This window comes from Gemmatimonadaceae bacterium (genome assembly GCA_036003045.1).
In the GTDB taxonomy this organism is placed as follows: Bacteria; Gemmatimonadota; Gemmatimonadetes; order Gemmatimonadales; family Gemmatimonadaceae; genus JAQBQB01.
In genome coordinates, this window is record DASYSS010000050.1 from 57,691 (window position 1) to 78,230 (window position 20,540).

The following is a 20,540-nucleotide window of genomic DNA, read 5'->3' on the forward strand; positions in this document are numbered from 1 at the left end:
CTACGGTATCCTGGTAATGGCCACGAAGGCCGTCATTCCGTCGAGATCGACCGGCGTCATGCCCGCGTTGGCGTCGCCGGAGCTCGGCGAATCCACCAACACGATGTCGGTCGCCAGCGTTTCGTCCGCTATCCACGCGCGATGAGCGCGAACGACAGCGTGCACATCGCTTCCCCCACCAATGGCCAGCGTGATTCGGTCGCTGACCGCGAACGAAGCCTCCTTTCGCATGCGCTGTACCCGGCTAACCAGCTCGCGGGCGTATCCCTCGAGCTCCAGCTCCGGCGTCACCGCCGGATCGATCGCAGCGAAGAACCCGCCGTCCTCCTGAACCACGAGGTCGCCCGACGCCCGACGAATGATCGTCACATCGTCAAGCGTCAGGTTGTGCGACTGCCCCCCAACGCTAATGACCAACGGCTCTCCGTGCTCGAACGCACGGAGCCGGTCGCTTGTAAGCAGGTTGGTCGCTTCCGCGGCCAACGGCGTGCTCTTGCCGAACCTCTTACCCAGCGCCTTGAAATTCGGTTTCGGATGGAGCGTCACGAGCTCGTCCGCGGAGGTCGCGAAATCTACTCGTTTGACGTTGAGCTCCGACGCCAGCAGTGGGACGAGCGGGACGAGGGCCGATTCCGCGACGCCCGGCGCGACGCAGACCATCCGGGCTAGCGGGCGCCGGACCTTGATGCCGACCTCTTCCCTAGCCGCCCGCCCTAGGCGGGCGAGGTTCCGGACTGCTTCCATGGGCGCGTCCAGCTCAGTCGTCACCGCACCGCGCGGCGCAACGAACGGCGCCAGATGCACCGACTCGCCCGTCAGCTCACGATGGATCCAATCGCTCACGAACGGGGCGATGGGCGCCAACAGCCGGCATACCGAAACGAGGACCTCGTGCAGCGTGGCGAACGCGGCGCGATTCTCGTCGCCCTCGACGTCGTAGAATCGCGAGCGGCTCAGCCGTACATACCAGTTGGCGACGTCGTCGTCGACGAACTCGATGATCGCGCGCGACGCGGCGGTCGCGTCGTACGCGGCGAGCGCGTCGTCGACGGTCCGCTCCAGGCGCGCAAGGCGGCTGATCATCCAGCGGTCGAGCGCCGGCCGCGCTTCGACCGGCGGATCCGCGTCGGATGGATTCCAGCCGAAGTTCGCGTACTGCGCGAAGATCCCGCTGTACACGTTCTTCAGCGTGCGCAGGAAGCGACCCGCCTGCTCGGCGAGAATCTTCTCGTCGAACTTGCGCTCCACCCACACGGCGCTCGACGCGACGAAGAACAAGCGCGCCGCGTCCGCCCCGTGGCGTGACATCACGGCCATCGGGTCGACGACGTTGCCGACGCTCTTCGACATCTTCTTGCCTTCGGCGTCGAGCACCTGGTCGTTCACGACGACCGCGCGGTACGGCGAGGCGACGTTCGTGACCGCGTTGGCGCCGCCGGACGGGCCTGCGTTGTTCGGGAGCGCATCACCGAGGCCGGTTGCGACTGCGAGCAGCGAGTAGAACCAGCCGCGCGTTTGGTCGACGCCCTCGGCGATGAAGTCCGCGGGGAACTGGTCGGCGATCTTGTCGCGGTTCTCGAACGGATAGTGCCACTGGGCGAACGACATCGAGCCCGAGTCGAACCAGGTGTCGATGACCTCCGGCGCGCGGCGCATCGTGCCGCCGCATCCAGGTGACGCGCAGCACCATGTGTAGCGATCGACGTTCGGCTTGTGTGGGTCGAATTCGGCGGTGAGGTGCTCGCCGGATCGCGCGCTCAGATCGGCGAACGACCCGATGCACTCGACGTGCGACGGTTCACGCTCGCAGATCCACACAGGGAGCGGCGTGCCCCAATAGCGGTCGCGGGAGATGGTCCAGTCGATGTTGTTCGACAGCCATTCGCCGAAGCGCCCTTCGCCCACGGCCGGCGGATGCCAGTCGACGCGCGCGTTGCGCGCCATCATCGCGTCGCGATACGCCGTCGTGCGCACGAACCACGACGTGCGCGCGTAGTAGATGAGCGGCGTGCCGCAGCGCCAGCAATGCGGATACTGGTGCGAGATGCGCCCCGACCTGAACAACACGCCGCGACGCTTCAGCTCTTCGATGATCAGATCGTCCGCGTCCTTCACGAACAAGCCGCCGACGAGCGGCATCGACGACGGGAATTCACCGCGCAGTCCGACCGGCTGGATGAACGCCAGATTGTTTCGCTTGCCCGCCGCGTAGTCGTCCGCGCCGAATGCCGGCGACATGTGCACGACGCCGCTGCCATCGTCGGCGGAAACGAAGTGTTCGCCTACTATGATCTCGTGCTCGCCTTCGGGCGGAAACTCGACCCAGTCGAGCGGCCGCTTGTAGCGGCGGCCCACGAGGTCCGCGCCCTTGATGCGCCGCACCGACTCCCAGCGATTCTCGTAGTCCTCGCCCAGCGCCGCGCGCACGCGCGACTCGCCAAGGATGAGCGTTCTCTTATCCTTGCCTTCTTCGCGCCGCACCAGCTCCACGTACTCGAGATCCGGGTGAACGGCGAGCGCGGTATTCGAGACGAGCGTCCACGGCGTCGTCGTCCAGACGAGGATGCGACGGCCGACCGTTGGATGGAGCGTGGCGTCGCGCTCACTCGGTTCCTCGACGAGATCGAGCGCGACGTAGATGCTCGGGTCTTCGTCTTCGCGATAGCCGAGCGACAGCTCGTGGCTGGACAGCGCGGTGCCGCACCGCGAGCAGTACGGCAGAATCTTGTGCCCGCGATAGAGCAGATTCTTGTCAAACAGGGTCTTCAGAGCCCACCACACGCTCTCGACGTACTCGTTGTGATAGGTGACGTACGGATGCTCGTAGTCGAGCCAGTAGGCCATGCGGGCACTCAGCTTCTCCCAATCGGAGCGGTACTTGAACACGCTCTCCCGGCAGAGGCGGTTGAACTCGGCCACGCCGAGCGACTCGATCTGCTGCTTGCCGCTGATGCCGAGCTGCTTTTCGACCTCGATCTCGACCGGCAGTCCGTGCGTGTCCCACCCCGCCTTGCGCGCGACGCGATAGCCTTTCATCGCGCGATACCGGCAGAAGAGATCCTTGATCGTGCGCGAGAAAACGTGATGGATGCCCGGCCGGCCGTTGGCCGTCGGCGGCCCTTCGAAGAAGACGAAGTTCGGCGCGCCGTTGCGTGCCTCGAGCGCGCGCGTGAAAAGATCCTCGTCCTCCCAACGCGCGAGCAGCTCGCGCTCGACGTCGTCCGCCGGGCGGTCGGGTGGCAGTGGTTGGTATCGCGTCAGGCTCGGCGCGGTCACATGCGCTCCAGGACGCGACGCACGAGCGTCGTCAGCGCCGGCTCGGCGCCGTTGGCGACGGCGATGATCTTCTCCACCGTCGCCGGCTCGAGCGCGTCCGGATCGCACATGTCGGTGATGATCGAAAGCCCGAGCACGCGCATGCCCGAGTGCACCGCGACGATCGTTTCCGGTACGGTCGACATTCCGACGACGTCGGCGCCGATCGCGCGCAGGAAACGATACTCCGCCCGCGTCTCGAGATTCGGCCCCACGACCGCCACGTAGACGCCTTCGCGCAGCGCGATCCCTTCGTCCGCCGCGACGCGGCGGGCGAGCGCCGAAAGCGCCGGGTCATACGGCGCCGACATGTCCGGGAACCGCGGACCGAGACGGTCGTCGTTCGGACCGACGAGAGGACTGTCGCCGAGCAAGTTCACGTGGTCAGTGATGAGCATCAGGTCGCCGGCGCTCCAGAGCGGATTCAATCCGCCGCACGCGTTCGACACGAACAGCGTGTCCGCGCCGAGTGCATGCAGCACGCGAACTGGAAAAGCGACCTGCTGCGAGGAATACCCTTCATATCGATGAAAGCGCCCCTGCATCGCGACCACGGTCCTGGCACCTAGCGTGCCGCACAGCAGACGCCCCGCGTGCGACTCGACCGTGGAGGCGGGAAAGCCGGGAATGTCTTCGTAGGGAATGGCCACCGGGCTCTCGATCTCCATCGCGAGACGGCCGAGCCCAGTCCCGAGGATGATCGCCGCGTCCGGGCGTGCCGAGAACCGCGCGCGAATGACGCGAGCCGCGTCTTCGGCAGCCTCTAATAGTTGAGCGCCCGGCGCCGCATGCGGCGCCGTCGGTACAACCGGAGCCGCGAGCGTCATCCCTTGATCGGCGAAACGGCGCGAACCGGCGAAACGGGCATCCCGTCCCGGCGCAGGCCGTCGAGGTTCGTCTGCTCGGCGGCGGCGATCTCCGCGAGGTGGCGTTCGACCATCGAGCGCAGCTGCGCGAGATACGCGCGGCGCGAGTGCTCGAGGCCCGCGACGCCTTCCTGCATCCGGCGAATCTCGCCGCGCGCGTCCTCGATGATACGGTCCGCCTCGGCGCGGGCCTCTCGGATGATGAGCTGTCCCTCCTTGTCGGCCTGCTCGCGGATGTCGCCGCGGAGCTGCTGCGCCGAGACCAGTGCCTCGTTGATCGCTTTGTCGCGTTCGCGGAACGCGCGGAGCTGCTCGTGGAAGCCTTTTGCTTTGGCTTCGAGCTCCTGGTTGAGGCGCGACAAGCGTTCCAGCTCCTCGGCGACTTGGTCGCGGAACTGGTTGACTCGCTCGGGATCGTAGCCGCGGATCGCTTTGCCGAACTCGTAGCGGCGAACGTCGAGCGGTGTGAGGTGGAAGGTTTCGTCCATCATACAGGTCTGGCTCCGAAGAGAATCGTTCCCAATCGGACGTGCGTCGCGCCCTCTTCGATGGCTACTTCGAAATCGTTGGACATGCCCATCGATAGCGCCGTCGCGTCGTGACCGGCCGCACGAAGCTCATCCCGCGCCGCGCGTGCACCAGCAAAGACGCGCCTGAGGGTCGCCTCGTCAGCGTCCAGCGGGGCCATCGTCATGATGCCCCGTATGCGGATCCCTTCGAGTTTCGACAGATGCTCCCCCTCGGCCGCGACGTCCCCAGGTCCGAACCCGCCCTTGGACTCCTCGGCGACGACGTTCACCTGGACGAGGGCATCGACCGGGCGACCGGATTCCAGCCCCAGCGTGTTGACCGCATCGGCGAGGCGGGAACTATCGAGGGCGTGCAAGAGATCGAAGCGCGGCAGGTATTTCACCTTGTTGCGCTGAAGGTGTCCAATCAGATGCCAACGAACCGGCGCTGAAACGAGATCCATCTTCGGGAGGGCTTCCTGCACACGGTTCTCGCCCACGTCAGCGAGACCCGCTTCCCAAGCCGACTGAACGGCATCGGGGCCATGCGTCTTGGTTACTGCGACGATCGTAACCTGCTGACCGTGACCACCACGTCGCACTGCCGCTTCGATTCGGTCTCGGACTTCGCGAAGCCGGTCCGGGAGGTCAGGAAACGGCATAACGTAGCAAGCTACCGGAGGTTACAGAGCGAATCAAGAGAAGCACTCGGCGGCGCGGCCGCCCCTTCGAGCAACCGGGAGGGGCAAGAGAACAAACGCAGAAAGTACTCGTGTATCGAGTCCGGGCCGCCGCGTGCAGGGCGCCCGAGCCGCCACTCGCCGATCGATCGCGCCACGCGTCGGAGCGCAACCGTGTCGAACGAGATGTCGGACGGGGCGTCCGAGACCTCGGCCGACTCCGGTTCGGCCAGCGCAACGAGGCCCACGACGCGCCATCGCCGAGCGATTGCCAGCCGTTCGCTCGACGAGAGTGTGTTGGCGGCTGCGATCGGGCGATTCTGCGCGACGGCGTCGGCCGCCAGCCGCGTCGCCGCCGTCGGGTCCGCCGCGTTGGTGGCCACACCCAGTCCGTAGCGACGACGCAGCTCCTCCATGTACCACGGGGCATTGAGAAGAGGGAGCGTCACCACGGTGACGTCGCGACGTTCACCCTCGACTTGCTGGGCGTACCAAAGCGGGTAGGTGTCGTTGTCACCTTCGACGAAGAGCACCGCCCGACGAGGCAATGGCTCGAGTAATTGTCGCGCGGTTTCGCGCGGGAGGCTCGCCTCTGGCTCGACGCGGCGATTCACCACGCTCCAATTGAGAACGATGGGGAGCGCGCCGACCGCGACTCCGATCCACGGCCGCGATACGCGCTGCGCCAAAGCGACGGCGCCGACACCCGCCCAGATCCCCCACGCCCAGAATCCGAGCGTGAAGAAGTAGTCTCTGTCGCGCGCCTCGTGCGCGGCGTCGTCGGTGATGAAGGACCACGCGAACGTGCGCCCCGCGCGGAGATTCAAGTAGGCGATCACACCGAGTGAGCCGCACAGAAAGAGCAGCAGCACCGCCGTCCACGTGCGACGGTCGCGCCGGCGATGCCAAACCGCTCCGGCAAATCCGAGCCCGGCGAAAAGGCTCGTCGCCACCACGCGCCACACGTTCGGGATCACGCTTGGCGCGAGTCGAAGCGCCCACTGCCAGTCGGCGTACTCGAACCAGTTCGCCAGCTGCAGCCAAATCGGAGCTCGCCTCGGCCAAAGACCCGCGACGTCGTACTGTCGTCGCGCGACCGTGTACGCGAGTTGGCTCCACGTACGAGGATTCGCCTGGTTGATCGCGGGATCGAATCGCGATCGGACGATGAGGAACGCGAGGGCCGACATCGCGACGCCGACGATGAGGACCGCGGCGAATGGCCCGAGCGCGCGGCGTGAGTCTCCTCGGTCGAGCGTGGGCCGACGAAACGCGACGGCGAGAGCGATCATGGCCACGCCCGCCGCGACGACCCACGCCGACATTCGTCCCACGCCCGCCGTCGCCACGCTCACGCCGGAGAGAATGAGCGCCGTGCGCCGATCGAATCCGTCTGCTCGACTGGCCGCGAGCTGCACGGCAACCGGCGCCGCGACGAGCGCGCTCAGATGTACCGGCACGGCGAGCGCGAGGAAATACGCCGTCAGCAGCGCGAAGCGTGCATCGCCCGTTCGTCCCGCCCGGTCGGCGGCGACAATCGCGGCGACTGAAAGCAGGAGCGACGCCGCGTACACCTCTGTCTCGGTGGCGTTCTGCCAAACCGTGGACATCGCGCCGGCGGCTATGCCCGCGGCGAGTCCCGCGAGCGGCTCGCCCGTCACGCGCGCGATCCAAAAGGCTGTGAGCCCCACAGCGGCGGCGGTGCACGCGCTCGAGAAGAGGTTCGTCGCTGCGGCGAATGGCAGGAATCCAAACAGCTTCGCCCAGGCGCTCAAGAGTACGACGAAGAGCGGCGTGCCGGGGGGATGCGGGATGCCAAGGCTGTGGGCGGCGGCGATGAACTCGCCGGCATCCCAGAACGTGACCCCTGGCGCGAGGGTGGCGAGGTAGACGATCGCGAGCGAAGCAGCGGCGATGAGCGCCGCGCGAGTCGCCGTCACGACGGGACGGCGACTCCTGCCTCGACAGCGACCTCGCGCAGCGGACGGCCCGCCACGAGCTCGCGCACCTGCGACGGCGCGAATTCACGCCACAGACGTCCACCCGACGCGACGGCGATCGCCGCCGTTTGTTCCGACACGACGAACACGAGCGCATCGGTCTCTTCGGTGAGACCCAGCGCAGCTCGATGCCGCGTGCCGAGCGACCGGTCGATCATCGACGCCTGCGAGAGCGGCAGGATGCAGGCGGCACCGACGATCGTATCGCCACGAATGATGACCGCGCCGTCGTGCAGCGGCGAGTGGGGCGTGAAGATGGTCGTAAGCAAATCGGCCGACACCTTGGCCTGCATCTCCGAGCCGGAATGCACGTACTCATCGAGCGAAACCTCGCGCTCGATGGCGATGATCGCGCCGACGCCCTTTCGGCTGAGACGCTCGATCGCCTCTGAGACACGATCGCCGACCTCGGCCTCCTTCATGCGGCCGAAGACGCGTGAGAAACGCGAACGCCCGAGCTGCGCCAGCACGGCGCGGATCTCCGGCGCAAAGACGACGATGAGCGCGATGACGGCGTAGCTCGAGACGACGGTCAGCAGATAGAGGATTACGCCGAGCTGCAACATGAACGCGACGCCGTAGCTCACGACCAACAGCAGCAACCCCACGAGCACCTGCAGGGCGCGCGTGCGATGAATCAACAGCAGCACACGATAGATGACGAACGCGACGATCCCGATCTGGAACACGTCGCGCCAACCGGGATGCAAAAGGCGGAACTGCTCGAACAGGCTCACCATGCGACGCCTGCTGCGCCCCGCAGGTCCCCGCTTCGCAGAATCGCCCATGCGACGTCGAGCGCGTCGCGCGACGGCTTCACGTCGTGCACACGAAACACACGCGCGCCTCGCAACAGCGCCGCGACGTTCGCGCCGACCGTGCCGGCGACGCGCTCGCTCGGCTCGGCGACGCCGGTGATCTCGCCGATGAAACGTTTTCTCGACGCGCCGACGAGCACCGGATATCCCAGCGCGACGAGACGCGGAAGCTCGGACAACGCGGCGATGGAGGTTTCGCTTTTCTTGGAGAATCCAACGCCCGGATCCAACACAATGCGGTCCGCGGCCACACCGGCGTTCAACGCGACGTCGGCCGCCGCGCGCAATTCCGCGATGACTTCACCCACGGGATCGTCGCCGTACGTGGCGTGGGCGTAGGTCGCCATGGTGGCAACGTCGCCACGCGAGTGCATCAGGACAACCCCCGCCCCCGCGGCGGCGCAGACCCGGGCCATCGCGTCGTCGAGCCGAAGCGCCGAGACGTCGTTGACGACCGACGCGCCGGCCTCGAGCGAGGCGTACGCAACCGCGGCCTTCGTCGTATCGATCGAGATCGGCATCGACGGATGGTCGCGACGTACCGCCTCGATGACGGGCACGACCCGGCGCTGCTCCTCGTCGCCGTCCACGGTCTTCGCGCCCTGCGGCCGCGTGGACTCGCCGCCGACGTCGATCACATCGGCGCCCTCGGCGATCAATCGATCGGCGTGACGCCGTGCCTCGTCGAGCGTGACGAAACGGCCGCCGTCGCTGAAGCTGTCGGGCGTGACGTTGACGATCCCGAAGATCCGGGGCCGGTCGAGCGCCAGCACGCCCGTCGCGTGATGCCACGCGTTTCCCGGCGCGCCGGTCACTCCCGGGCCTGGACCTGTCGTTCGAGATTCCTCGATTCGGGTCATCTCGCCCCCAGAAGAAAACGGGAGCCTCTCGCGAGACTCCCGTCGATCGTTTCCGATCAGATCCTCGTTACGCCGGGCTCGGCTCCGGCCCGCCGAGGAGCGGCGGTGGTGTTCGCTTCGGCTCGAGCGATGGATGCGCCGGCTGCGCGGGCGGCATCGGCGGCGCGCCCGATGAGCGGGGCGGCAAGGTTTCGCCGCGCGCCAACATCTCGATGTCCTCGCGGGTCAGCGTCTCTCGCTCCAACAGCGCCGCCGCGACCTGGTGCAAGAGCCCCAGGTTCGCTTCGAGCGTCTGTTTTGCGCGGTCGTACGCCTGATCGATCACGCGCTTCACTTCCGCATCCACGAGCTGCGAGGTCTGCTCCGACACCTCGCGCCGATGCTGAATCTCGCGGCCGAGGAAAAGCTCCTGCTCGTTGTCGCCAACGAGGATCGGACCGATCGCGTCGGAGAGACCCCACTGCGTTACGTACCGGCGCGCGATGACCGTCGCCTTCTGGATGTCGCTCGCCGCGCCGGTCGTCACGCGGTCGTGTCCGAAGATCAACTCTTCGGCCACGCGACCGCCGTAGGCCATCACGAGGTTCGCCTCGAGTTGCTGACGGGTGATCGACACACGGTCGTCTTCCGGCAGCGTGAACGCGAGGCCGAGCGCGCGGCCGCGCGGAACGATCGTCACCTTGTGCAGCGGGTCGTTGCCCGCGACGCGCATCGCGCAGATGGCGTGGCCACCCTCGTGATACGCCGTGAGGCGACGCTCCTCGTCCTTCATGACCATCGACTTTCGCTCGGCGCCCAGCATGACTTTGTCCTTGGCGTCCTCGAGGTCGGGCATGAAGATCTTTTCGTGGCTCCGACGGACGGCCAACAGCGCGGCCTCGTTGACGAGGTTCGCGAGATCGGCGCCGGCCATACCCGGCGTGCCGCGCGCCAACGTCGTGATGTCCACGTCGTCGGCGATCGGCTTGTTGCGCAGGTGGACCTTGAGAATTCCCTCACGGCCCTTGAGATCCGGCGCGTCGACGACGATCTGACGGTCGAAGCGCCCCGGACGCAGGAGCGCCGGGTCGAGCACGTCGGGTCGGTTCGTGGCGGCGATCAGAATGACGCCGTCGTTGGATTCGAAGCCGTCCATCTCCACGAGCAGCTGGTTCAGCGTCTGCTCGCGCTCGTCGTGACCGCCGCCGAGGCCGGCGCCGCGATGACGGCCGACCGCGTCGATCTCGTCGATGAAGATGATGCACGGCGCGTGTGCCTTGCCCTGCTCGAACAGGTCGCGCACGCGGCTCGCGCCGACGCCGACGAACATTTCTACGAAGTCGGAGCCCGACATCGAGAAGAACGGACGCCCCGCTTCGCCGGCCACGGCCTTGGCGAGCAGCGTCTTGCCCGTGCCCGGCGGGCCGACGAGCAGCGCGCCCTTCGGCAGCCGCCCACCGAGCTTGGTGAACTTCTGCGGGTCGCGTAGGAACTCGATGATTTCCTGAAGCTCCTGCTTGGCTTCGTCGGCACCCGCCACGTCGGCGAACGTGACCTTCGGCGTGTCGCCCGTGAGCAGCTTCGCCTTCGACTTACCGAAGGAGAAGGCCTTGGCTCCGCCTGCCTGCATCTGCTTGAAGACGAACAGGTAGAAGCCGATGACGATCAGCCACGGCACGAAGTTCACGACCCACGCCGTGACGGAGACGCCGGCGTCCTTCGCGTCGATCGCGACGTTCTTGGCGTTCAGCGCGGCGACTTCGGCTTCCGAATTCTCGACCGGAAGACGGACGCTGAAGTTCTTGTACTGTTGGTCGCTGCCGGGGACGGTGATCCGCTGCTTGACGGTGCCGTTCACCATCTTGCCGGCGGTGATCGTCACCTTGGCGATGTTCCCGTGGTCCAGCTCGTCTCGATACTGCGTGTACGAGATCTGCTTCGACGCCTCGGATTTTGTGCCCGAGAGCTGGATGAGGACGACAGGAATGAGGATGAGGAGAATCCAGAAAGCGACGGTCTTCGAGAACCGTCCCCAACTGAACTCCTTCTTGTTTTTCGGCTGCATCGGAAGTGGCATTACCGCAAGCTCGCTATGTACGGAAGGTGCCTGAAGTTCTCTGCGTGATCCAAACCATACCCCACGAGGAACTCGTTGGGTGCATCAAAACCGATGAATCGCGTCGGATACCGAAGTTCCTTGGCGATGTGCTTATGAAGCAACGCGCATATCTCCAACGATCGCGGCTTCCGTGCCCACAATAAATCCATCAGGCGATTCAATGTACGACCGGTATCGACGATATCCTCGACGAGGAGAATGTGCTTACCCTCGAGCTCGGTCTCGGGGTCGTACACCAAACGCACGTTCCCGCTGGACACGGTCGAGTCGCCGTAGCTCGCAGCCACGAGAAAGTCGACCTGCAGGGGCCGCCGAATCTGGCGCACCAAGTCACTTAGAAATATAAAGCTGCCCTTCAAGAGACCCAGCACTAATAGTTCGCCGTCTGGATACGTCGCCGTGATCTCCGTCCCGATCGCCTGGACGCGAGCCGCGATCTCGGGCTCCGAGTAGACGATCCGTCGTACGTCGCGACCCAGGAGTCGCGGATCAGCCGCCGTTGCGTGCACAGGAAAAGGTTAGGATGGGTTGGCCCCGCGCGCCCGCGGACCGTGCGGTTGCCGCGTCGCTGCGGCGAACTCCAGGAATCCAGACGATTCGATCTCCTGACAGTACTACGGGCCAGCCCTGCCGTTCGTGACCGGTGACACCGGCGTCGTTCAACAGCCGCTTGACCTTCCGTCCCGTCCCTCCCGCGCCACCGATGAGCCGGTCGCCGGGACGCCATTCCCTCACCCGCAACGGCTGATCGATTGGCAGCCGAGCGTTCCATTCCAACTGGCCACTGGGGGTCGAGGAAGCCCGGCCCGACCCGCTTGCTGACCAGAACGTCCATCCGCCCCACCGCGTTTCGCTCGAGAGGTCCAACAGGGTCTCGTCGGTCTCCCGTCTCCCGGGCGTGGAACGGAGTCGAAGGGCGTGTCGTGACCGAACGATTTCCCAGCCGCCTGAAACCTGAATCCGCGCGCCGACGCGCGACCTGCTCGAAAACGAAGCCGCGCGACTGATGCCTCGACGATCGAGCGTGACGCCGATTCGCGCCGCGACAGCCGGCCAAAGTACGGCGACCTGGCCGGCGTCGAGACCCCGAATCGCGGCGAGTCGAACGTCGGCCGTACGCGCGACCGGATCCACTCTCGATATGACGTCGGCTGCGGAATCGGTTTCGAGCCGCCATTCCGCCGCGCGTCGCCCGAGGTCCAACAATTCGTCGTCGATGAGCGGGTTCACGCGGCGAAGCGCGGGGAGGAGGTCGTGTCGAATCCGATTTCGCAGGAATCGTCGCGACGCGTTCGTGGGATCTTCGACCCATTCGACACCGCGAGCGGCCGCGAAGTTGAGCAGCGTGGATCGACGTACGTCGAGCAACGGCCGCAACACCTCGCCGCGCGCCAGCAGCGCGGCCATGCCCCGCGGACCCGCGCCGCGCATGATGCGCATCAGCACGGTCTCGATCTGGTCATCCGCGGTGTGCGCCGTCGCGATGGTCGCGCGGCTCGCGCGGGCCACTTCGCGAAGGAAAGACCAGCGCGCGTCGCGCCACGCCGCCTCCGAGCCGGGAAGCGGCCCGCGCGCCCGACCCACGACGCACTCGGTTCCTCGAGCCGCGGCCTCGCGCTGAACCAGCGCGCATGCGTCTCTGGCCGCGGCGCCCGTCCCATGGTCATACGTCGCGATCAGGAGACGCTCGCGCTCCATCACCGCCGCGGCGGCGTCGAGCAGCGCCATTGAATCGAGCCCGCCCGAAACGGCGAGGACGATCCGGTCGTGAGGCGCCAACGAGGCGGCGACGCCGCCAAAAATGGAATCCGCGAGCGAGGGAGACACTCGGTCAAGATAGCCCGCGGCGTGCGGATGTCGCGCCTCGGCGCTGGAAGCGGTACCCCTCGATTGCTATACTTCTTGCCGCTTGCTCACGCGTCAGGAGCGCTCATTTGGAAACGCACGGTCCCTTCGGCACTCTCTGGGTGGGTCTCGGCCTCGGCTGCTTCTACATAGCGCTGATCTGGCTGAACACGCTGCTCGGCTTTTTCCTCACGCCGCTGTTCGTGATTCCGCTTACGTGGCTGCAAGACCGGCTCGCCCCGGCCAAAAGTCAGCAATAGGGATCGCGGCCACGGCGCGCGCCGCCGCGCTTTTCCTTTTCCTAGCGGCGATTCCGGTCGCAGCCTCCGCGCAGTTCGTCGTCCGCACCTGGCTGCCCTGGCGCACGATCGAAACGCGCCGGTTCGCGTTTCACTATCCGCTTCCGCTCGAGACCTGGACCCGGCATATCGCCGAGCGCGCCGACGCGATCGACTCGGCGGTCGCGCACGTCGTCGGCTACGCGCCGAGGCGGAAGACACAGGTCGTCGTCGACAATCCATATTCGACGGCCAATGGTTCGGCGTGGCCCTTTCTGAAAAGGCCGACGATCTATCTCTGGGCTTCCCCTCCCGACCCGCGCGACGACATCGGCGAATTTCGCGACTGGGGCGAGATGCTCGTCTCGCACGAGTTCGGCCACATCGCGCACCTCGCTCGTCCGTCGCGTAGCCACGGCATACTCGAGTCCCTCCAGCGCGCGCTTCCCATCGACGTCGGGCCGATCGCGGAGCGGGCCCCCCGCTGGGTGATCGAAGGCTATGCGACCTTCATCGAGGGACGCGTTACTGGCTCGGGTCGGCCCCACGGCGTGTGGCGGCCCGCGCTGCTGCGCGAGCTCGCGCTCGAGGGCCAGCTGCCGCGATATGAGAATTTGAATTCGTCGGGCGCGTTCGAGGGCGGCGCGTTTGCCTACCTCGCCGGGTCGGCGTTTCTGGAATGGCTCGCCGATCGCGGCGGCGATTCGAGTCTGGTATTCGTGTGGCGGCGCATGACGGCGCGGCAGGATCGTTCGTTCGACGAAGCGTTTCGCGGCGTGTTCGGTGAATCGGCTTCCGTGTTGTACGGCCGGTTCACCGCTGATCTCACGGGTAACGCGCTCGCCACTCGCCCGGCGATCGAAGTCGGCGCCGACACGGGAGACATCGTACAGCGTCTCTCGTGGTACACTGGCGATCCGGCCATCTCGCCGGATGGCCGGCGCGTCGCGATCCTACTGCGCTCTCCGATTGTGCCCTCACGACTCGTCATCTGGGGAACGGCAGCAGAGGCCGACACCGGCCGAGCGCGACGCGATTCGATGCTTCTGGCCCGCGACTCCGCCGACGTCCCCGCGCGGCCGATGTATCCGCAGCCGAAAAAAGTGCTCGCCAGCCTTCAGCCGCGCGCCGGGGCCCCGTACGAATCGCCTCGCTTCCTGCGCGGCGACCGCGTCCTCGTGTCGCGAAACACGCCACGCGGCGATGGCTCGAGCGCGCCCGATCTCTACATCTGGGACCCGCAGCGCTCATCCGTCCATCGCATCACTCGCGGCGCGAGCCTCACGAATGCCGATCCGCGTCCCGACGGGCGGAGCGCCATCGCCACCCGCTGCCGGAGCGGTTGGTGCGAGCTCGTCTCGGTGGATCTCGAAAGCGGCGCCGTTCGCGTCCTCGCCGAGGGTGGGACGGACGAGTCCTACTTCCGGCCGCGTGTTTCGCGCGACGGAAAGCGCGCCGTCGTGTCGGTGCACACGCGCGAAGGATGGCGACTTCGGGTGGTCGACCTCGCGACGGGCGCGGCCACGCCGGTGCTCGGCCTCGAGAACGTCGATGCGTACGACGCTGCCTGGCACGACTCGACGTCCATCGTCACGACGACCGACGCGACCGGCGTGCCGCAAATCGAACGCGTGAACCTCGCGACGCACGAGCGGCGGCAGCTCACCGACGTCACCGGCGCCGCGGTTGCGGCCGAGCCGAACCCGGCGGACGCCACCGTGTGGTTCCTCTCGCTGTACGCTCGCGGCTACGATTTGCGCCGACTGACGTGGAGCACGGCGGTTCCGATCGGCGCGCGGATCACGGCCAGCCTCACCCCCGCGGCGGCGGTCTCGCCGATGACATCGCGCGCGTTCTCGATGACGGTTCCGTCGTCGCCTCGTCCGTTTGGTCTCGCGCCGCGGATCTTTCTCTGGCTTCCCGTTCCGCGCACCGACGCGGATGGCACCGGGGGCGGCCTCGCGTTGACCACGCGCGACTTGATCGGTCGAAGTGCACTCATGCTGCAGGGCTTCGCCGGCGAGCCCGCCCAGTGGCGTGGGGCTTCGGCCACCGGCGAGTGGTTTGGGACCCGGCCGGGCATTCGGTTCGACGCGTTCGGCGTCACGCAGCGGACGTCGGCGCTTGCCAATGATCTGCATGGCATGTTCTCCGACAGCGTTCGCTTCGATTCGCGGCTGATCGGCGGCGACGCCATGCTCGACGGGAATCTTCTCTACGACTCCTGGGCGTTCCGCTATCGCCTTGGCGGCAGCGTCGCCGATCTCAGCCTCGCGAATCCCAACGCCCCGATCCTCCCTCGAGTGTCGACGACGCGGGGCATCGGCTTTGCCGATGCCAGTCTCGCGGCCCTACAGCGCAGCGACGCCGCGACGCTCACCGAATCGCTCGTCGCACGCGGCACGCTGGGCCAAACGTTCGACGCGCCCGTCAAGCGCATCGTCGCTACGGCGGGACTCGCGCTCTCCGGGCGCGGTACGTTCCCACTGGCGGCGACGGCCACGTACGCGCGCACGAACGCCGATGCGCCAGTGTTCGAGCAAATCGCCATCGGGGGCGGTCCGGTCGGGCTGCTGCCGAGCATCGTCGTGTCACAGCGATTGCCGATGCCTGTCCTGCCGTCGGCCATCATGGTTGGTTCATCAGCGTTTACTTACAGAGCCTCGCTCCAAACACAGCCTCTCGCGCTGTATTGGTGGGGGGGCAGTACGGCGCCGGCGGGCCGATCGTTCTCGCAATGGCAGCGCGTGGCCGGGATCGAGTGGACCCAATCGGTTTCGCCGATCGCGATGGTCGGGACGCCGTCCGCGCGAGCCCAGGTCGGCATCGGCGAGTCGATCGACGCGCCGCTTCGTCACCGAATTCGGGCGTACGCCGCCCTGGTTCTTGATCCATAAACCATTTCTCAGCGTTCAAACGACAGACAGGTGTCTTAGCACGCGCGTTGGCGGCGCACTGTCGGCGTTTCTACGACACATGACGTACTTGTAATTCCACGTCCGTTTCTTATGATCGAGAGCGCCCCTCGACGAACTCGATCTTTCGTCGGAGGCGTTGGTCGGTGCCCCACCCACCCGACCCGTTCCGGGTTCCCTACTCCCCCCTTCGGAGACCTGCATGTCTTTGCAGACCGTACGCTCCGTCGTGCGCCCGCGCGCCACCTATGGTTCGGGCAGCTCTCCCTGGCGACGTGCGTGGTTGGCGTTGCTTGCCGCTGCAGTCGCGGCGGCACCGGCGGCCGGCCAGACCGGCACCATCAGCGGTCGCGTGACGGAAGCCCTTTCGGGTCAGCCCGTCGGAAACGCGACGATCAACGCGCTTCGCGCGGGCGGCAATGGAAACGTCACCGTGCGATCGAGCGCGGACGGCAAGTATACCCTATCCAATCTGCCCGCCGGCGCGTACACGGTGACCGTCACCGCCCGCATTGGCCTCGCGAAAAAGAGCGTGGATGGATTCGCGGTCCGCGGCGGTCAGACCGCGACGCTCGACTTCTCGATGACGCCGATCGCCGCTCAGCTCGAGCAGGTCGTCACGACCGCCACCTCCGGCGCGGAGCCCGAGCGTATTCAGGATTCTCCAAACCCGATCTCCGTCGTCACGTCGGCGCAGATCGAAGAGCGGCCGTCGCTCACCGTCACCGACCATTTGAAGGCGGTGCCGGGACTGTCGATCTCAGCCGGCGGTTTGGCGCAGGCGAACATCGTGTCGCGCGGGTTCAACAACGCGTTCTCCACGCAGATGTTGATGCTGCAGGACTATCGGTATGCCGGCGTGCCGTCGCTGCGCGTCAACGTGCCGCTGCTTTTCACGGGCACGAACGAGGACATCGATCGAATCGAGGTTTTGCAGGGACCAGCGGCCGCGCTCTACGGCCCGAACTCCGGAAACGGCGTGCTGCACGTCATCACCAAGTCGCCGTTCCAGTCGGCCGGCACGTCGCTGACGCTCGACGGCGGCGAACGGTCGCTCGTCCGCGGCAGCTTCCGCCACGCCGGCATCATCGCCGAAGACAAACTGGCGTACAAGTTCTCGGCCGAGGCGTTCACCGCCAAGGATTTTGAGTACACCGATCCCAACCAACCGACGGTCTACTCGAGCACCGATCCGCGCATTCCGCCGTCACGCCGAGGTCAGGCCGTGATCAACGACAATGACCTCAAGCGCTACGCCGGCGAGGCGCGCCTCGACTACAAGCTCGACGAGAACACGACGCTCATCTCGAGCGCCGGCTACTCGATGATCGGCAGCGCCCGCGAGATCACGACGACGTTCGGCGCGGCGCAGGCGAAAGACTGGAGCTATCTGAATCTCCAGGAGCGCCTCCACCACAAAAATTTCTTCGCGCAGATCTTCTACGACAAGTCGAACTCCGGAAATTCCGACAGCCTCGACGCCAACGGCACGTATTACTTGCGCACCGGCATTCCCGTCGTCGACAAGTCGAGCATTCTCGCGACGCAGGTGCAGCAGGGACTTTCGTGGGGCCGCACCAAGTTCGTCGTCGGCGCCGAGTATCTCGCCACGCGTCCGCAGACCGAAGGCACGATCGACGGCCGCAACGAGAACGACGACAACATCAACGAGTACGGTGGCTACGTTCAAACGACGACGACGCTCTCGAGGATGTTCGACTTTCTCGCGGCCGCTCGCGTCGACGCGAACTCACGCATCGACGGCTATCAGTTCTCGCCGCGCGCCGCACTGATCTTCAAGCCGGATTCGAACAACAACTTCCGCGTCACGTTCAACCGCGCGTACGCGTCACCCACGTCGTTCTCGTTCTTCCTCGACCAGTATTCGGGTCAGACGCCGGCGCCGGGCATGCCGGTGCAGATCTTCGGCAACCCGCCCAAGACCGGATGGCAGTTCGCAAACAGCTGTACGGGCGCGCTTGGTTCCCTCTGCATGCGCTCGCCCTATGCTCCCGGCTTGATCGGCGCGTCGGCCGCATCGGCCTACGCTGGCTTCCTTACCCCTAACGCGGCCTTCGGCGGCGTCAGTCCGCTTCAGGCGATCATCGCGTCGCAGCCGTCGAGCAAGTTTGGAGGCGACGCGGCCAAGGCAGCATTGCTCGCCGCCGTGCCTCTGATTCAGGGCCTCCGGCCGACCGACGCGAACGTCGGGACTGTCCTGGTCGACCTGAACACGAGCAAGCCGCTCGGATCGGTGCCGGCCAACTACGCGCCGCTCGGCGCCAACTTCGCCAACACGTGGGAGGTCGGCTACAAAGGATCGTTCTCGCAGCGTGTGAGCCTCGAGGCCGACGCGTGGTTCCAGCGGCGCCCCTCGGATCCAACGACGCAGATTCTCAACCCGGGCATCCTCTTCAACGGAACGCAGCTGGGCCAATACCTCGGCGCGAACATCGCGGCGGCGCTGATCGCCCAGGGCGTACCGCCGGCCCAAGCCGCGGCACAGGCCCAAGCGCTGGCGACAGGGCTTGCGACGGTCATGGCGCAGGTGCCCGTCGGCGCAGCGGCGTTCAAGAGCCCGCTCTACACGCAGCCGTACCTTGTGTTCTCGTACCAGAACTCGCCCGGCTACATCAATGTGGCTGGCTTTGACGTCGCGGCTGACTTCCTCCTCCCGCAGGGGTGGTCCATCGCAACCACGTATTCGAACCTCAACAAGAACGTCTACTCCGATGCGCCCGGCGCGACAGCGGCGAACCCGCTCGCCGCCAACACGCCAAAGCACCGTGCTACAGCTACGTTGCGGTACGACAGCCAAGAGCACGGATATGGAATCGAGGTGCGCGGCCGCTACGCGGATGCATTCCCGGTCAACTCGGGAGTGTTCAACTCGTACGGATTGCCGGCGGGCTCCACGCCGTATCCGCCGGTGCCGGTCAACGCGTTCATCGACGCTGGATTCTCGTGGGTGCTTCCGGTCAACGGGTCCCCGCGATGGTCGTTGAACGCAACGAACCTGCTCGACAATCGCGTGGCCAGCTTCGTCGGTGTGCCGAAGATCGGCCGCATGATCATGACGCGGATCGCGTACACGTACTGACCCCGCCCCGTTCGTCGGGCGGTAGCGCGGGCGCTGGGATCGAAGGAGGCGAGTCTTGAACGTCCTCGCCGAATACGATCCCGGCGCCCGTCTCGTCGTCGGGCATCGCGGCGCCGCGGCCCGTTTCCCCGAGAACACCTTCGCCGCATTCGACTACGCCGTCGGCCTAGGCGTCGACGCGATCGAGTTCGACATCCGGATCACGGGCGATGGGGTCGTCGTCGTCATCCACGATCCGACTGTCGATCGAACCACAGGCGGATCGGGCCACGTGGCACGGCTCACCGCCGCGCAGCTATCCCAGGCGGACGCCGGAGCCCGATTCACCCCGGACGGAGGCCGGAGCTTCCCCTTCGCCGAAAAGGGCATCGGCGTGCCCACCCTGGAGGGCCTTCTGGAGCGGTACCCGGGGATTCCGCTCTTGATCGAGATCAAGGTCGCCGAGGCCGCGCCGGAGGCGCTGCGGCTCTTCCGCCGCCACGGGTGCGAGGATCGCGTGTTGATCGACTCGATGGACATCCGTGCCTTGACCCCTTTCCGGGGAACGAAGGTTTCCATCGGCGCCGCTCGGCGCGACGTCGTCTCGCTGTACTGGCGAAGCGCCGTGGGATTGGTCCCCCGCTCGCTGCCGTACCGGGCCCTTTGCATTCCGGAGCGGTACGGCATCAACGTCCCAGTCGGCCGGCTCACCCGGGCAGCGGCGTCCTGCCAGGTCCCCACGCACGTGTGGACGGTGAATGAGGTCGAGGACGCGCGGCGCCTCTGGGCGGGTGGCGTGATTGGGATCGTCAGCGATGATCCCGCGGCGATGATCGCCTTGCGAGCGCAAATTGGACAAACAGCCAAATAGGCAGCGCGGACTGTCTCTTCCTGAGTCGGCGCGCCAACATGGGAGGCGGTCCGTTCACGTGCGAGTCCGGCGCAGGAGAGCTCGCACGGACGTTGGTTGCGGCACCGAGGGCGACGCTCGCAGCGCGGCGACGCGTCATCGTAGAGAGCTCGGCGCTCGTAGCCGCCGAGCGCGCGCGGTCGTTTGTCGTGTGCTCGAGCTCGTAACGACGCGATCGGTCGTGCAGAACACGCGGATCGAGCGAGATGAGCGCGAAATCGGCGATGTACATGTCCGGATCAGATTTGTGATATCCGCGCAACAGATTAATTTCACAATTCACTCGCGCGTGAATGTGAAGTACTTCAGCACATTCTTTTCAACACGCCTCGATCGGCCCACAATCGGGCTCGCCGACCGCTGAGAC

14 protein-coding genes are annotated in these 20,540 nt (G+C 66.3%); 4 read left to right on the forward strand and 10 right to left on the reverse strand.

Features of this window, described 5'->3' with window-relative positions; all coding sequences use genetic code 11:
• From ileS to tilS, 10 genes are all read right to left on the reverse strand, one after another.
• Positions 1-3,276, reverse strand: coding sequence for an isoleucine--tRNA ligase (gene ileS, locus VGQ44_13025; GenBank protein ID HEV8447744.1), 3,276 nt, complete (start codon positions 3,274-3,276; stop codon positions 1-3).
• Positions 3,273-4,142, reverse strand: coding sequence for a purine-nucleoside phosphorylase (locus VGQ44_13030; GenBank protein ID HEV8447745.1), 870 nt, complete (start codon positions 4,140-4,142; stop codon positions 3,273-3,275). Before VGQ44_13030 ends, ileS begins: the two co-directional genes overlap by 4 nt.
• Positions 4,139-4,672, reverse strand: coding sequence for a DivIVA domain-containing protein (locus VGQ44_13035; protein HEV8447746.1), 534 nt, complete (start codon positions 4,670-4,672; stop codon positions 4,139-4,141). The genes VGQ44_13030 and VGQ44_13035 overlap by 4 nt, the downstream gene beginning before the upstream one ends.
• Positions 4,669-5,352 (reverse strand): YggS family pyridoxal phosphate-dependent enzyme, encoded by a 684-nt coding sequence (locus tag VGQ44_13040; GenBank protein ID HEV8447747.1) that lies wholly within the window; start codon positions 5,350-5,352, stop codon positions 4,669-4,671. The genes VGQ44_13035 and VGQ44_13040 overlap by 4 nt, the downstream gene beginning before the upstream one ends.
• 11 nt (positions 5,353-5,363) lie before the next feature.
• The gene (locus VGQ44_13045; GenBank protein HEV8447748.1) at positions 5,364-7,310 is read right to left on the reverse strand and encodes a DUF2723 domain-containing protein; all 1,947 of its coding nucleotides are present in this window, start codon (positions 7,308-7,310) and stop codon (positions 5,364-5,366) included.
• The gene (gene cdaA, locus VGQ44_13050) at positions 7,307-8,110 is read right to left on the reverse strand and encodes a diadenylate cyclase CdaA (GenBank protein ID HEV8447749.1); all 804 of its coding nucleotides are present in this window, start codon (positions 8,108-8,110) and stop codon (positions 7,307-7,309) included. Before cdaA ends, VGQ44_13045 begins: the two co-directional genes overlap by 4 nt.
• A complete protein-coding gene (gene folP, locus VGQ44_13055) occupies positions 8,104-9,003 on the reverse strand; it encodes a dihydropteroate synthase (protein HEV8447750.1) in 900 nt (299 codons plus the stop codon). Before folP ends, cdaA begins: the two co-directional genes overlap by 7 nt.
• Positions 9,004-9,115: 112 nt before the next feature.
• On the reverse strand, positions 9,116-11,104 hold the full coding sequence (gene ftsH, locus VGQ44_13060; GenBank protein ID HEV8447751.1) for an ATP-dependent zinc metalloprotease FtsH: 1,989 nt from the start codon (positions 11,102-11,104) through the stop codon (positions 9,116-9,118).
• Positions 11,104-11,655 carry a hypoxanthine phosphoribosyltransferase gene (gene hpt, locus VGQ44_13065; GenBank protein HEV8447752.1) on the reverse strand — a complete coding sequence of 184 codons (552 nt, stop codon included), beginning with the start codon at positions 11,653-11,655 and terminating at the stop codon, positions 11,104-11,106. The genes ftsH and hpt overlap by 1 nt, the downstream gene beginning before the upstream one ends.
• Complete coding sequence (tilS, locus tag VGQ44_13070) at positions 11,636-12,973, reverse strand: tRNA lysidine(34) synthetase TilS (protein HEV8447753.1); 1,338 nt, start codon at positions 12,971-12,973, stop codon at positions 11,636-11,638. Before tilS ends, hpt begins: the two co-directional genes overlap by 20 nt.
• 107 nt (positions 12,974-13,080) lie before the next feature.
• Between tilS and VGQ44_13075 the strand changes: the two genes are divergently transcribed.
• The 4 genes from VGQ44_13075 (at position 13,081) to VGQ44_13090 (ending at position 20,134) form a co-directional block, all read left to right on the forward strand.
• Entirely contained in the window at positions 13,081-13,251 is a 171-nt protein-coding gene (locus VGQ44_13075; GenBank protein HEV8447754.1) for a hypothetical protein, read from the forward strand.
• Positions 13,209-16,166: a hypothetical protein gene (locus VGQ44_13080; GenBank protein ID HEV8447755.1), complete on the forward strand. Its 2,958-nt coding sequence runs from the start codon at positions 13,209-13,211 to the stop codon at positions 16,164-16,166. The genes VGQ44_13075 and VGQ44_13080 overlap by 43 nt, the downstream gene beginning before the upstream one ends.
• Before the next feature lie 220 nt (positions 16,167-16,386).
• Positions 16,387-19,284: a TonB-dependent receptor gene (locus VGQ44_13085; protein ID HEV8447756.1), complete on the forward strand. Its 2,898-nt coding sequence runs from the start codon at positions 16,387-16,389 to the stop codon at positions 19,282-19,284.
• A gap of 55 nt (positions 19,285-19,339) precedes the next feature.
• Positions 19,340-20,134, forward strand: a complete 795-nt coding sequence (locus VGQ44_13090) for a glycerophosphodiester phosphodiesterase family protein (protein ID HEV8447757.1) — start codon at positions 19,340-19,342, stop codon at positions 20,132-20,134.
• Positions 20,135-20,540 lie beyond the last annotated feature (406 nt).

Excerpts from the sequence above, each read along its gene's own strand:
- VGQ44_13085 (HEV8447756.1), top strand. The coding sequence starts at position 16,387 with ATGTCTTTGCAGACCGTACGCTCCGTCGTGCGCCCGCGCGCCACCTAT.
- ftsH (HEV8447751.1), bottom strand. The coding sequence starts at position 11,104 with ATGCCACTTCCGATGCAGCCGAAAAACAAGAAGGAGTTCAGTTGGGGA.
- VGQ44_13040 (HEV8447747.1), bottom strand. The coding sequence starts at position 5,352 with ATGCCGTTTCCTGACCTCCCGGACCGGCTTCGCGAAGTCCGAGACCGA.
- VGQ44_13030 (HEV8447745.1), bottom strand. The coding sequence starts at position 4,142 with ATGACGCTCGCGGCTCCGGTTGTACCGACGGCGCCGCATGCGGCGCCG.
- cdaA (HEV8447749.1), bottom strand. The coding sequence starts at position 8,110 with ATGGTGAGCCTGTTCGAGCAGTTCCGCCTTTTGCATCCCGGTTGGCGC.
- VGQ44_13035 (HEV8447746.1), bottom strand. The coding sequence starts at position 4,672 with ATGATGGACGAAACCTTCCACCTCACACCGCTCGACGTTCGCCGCTAC.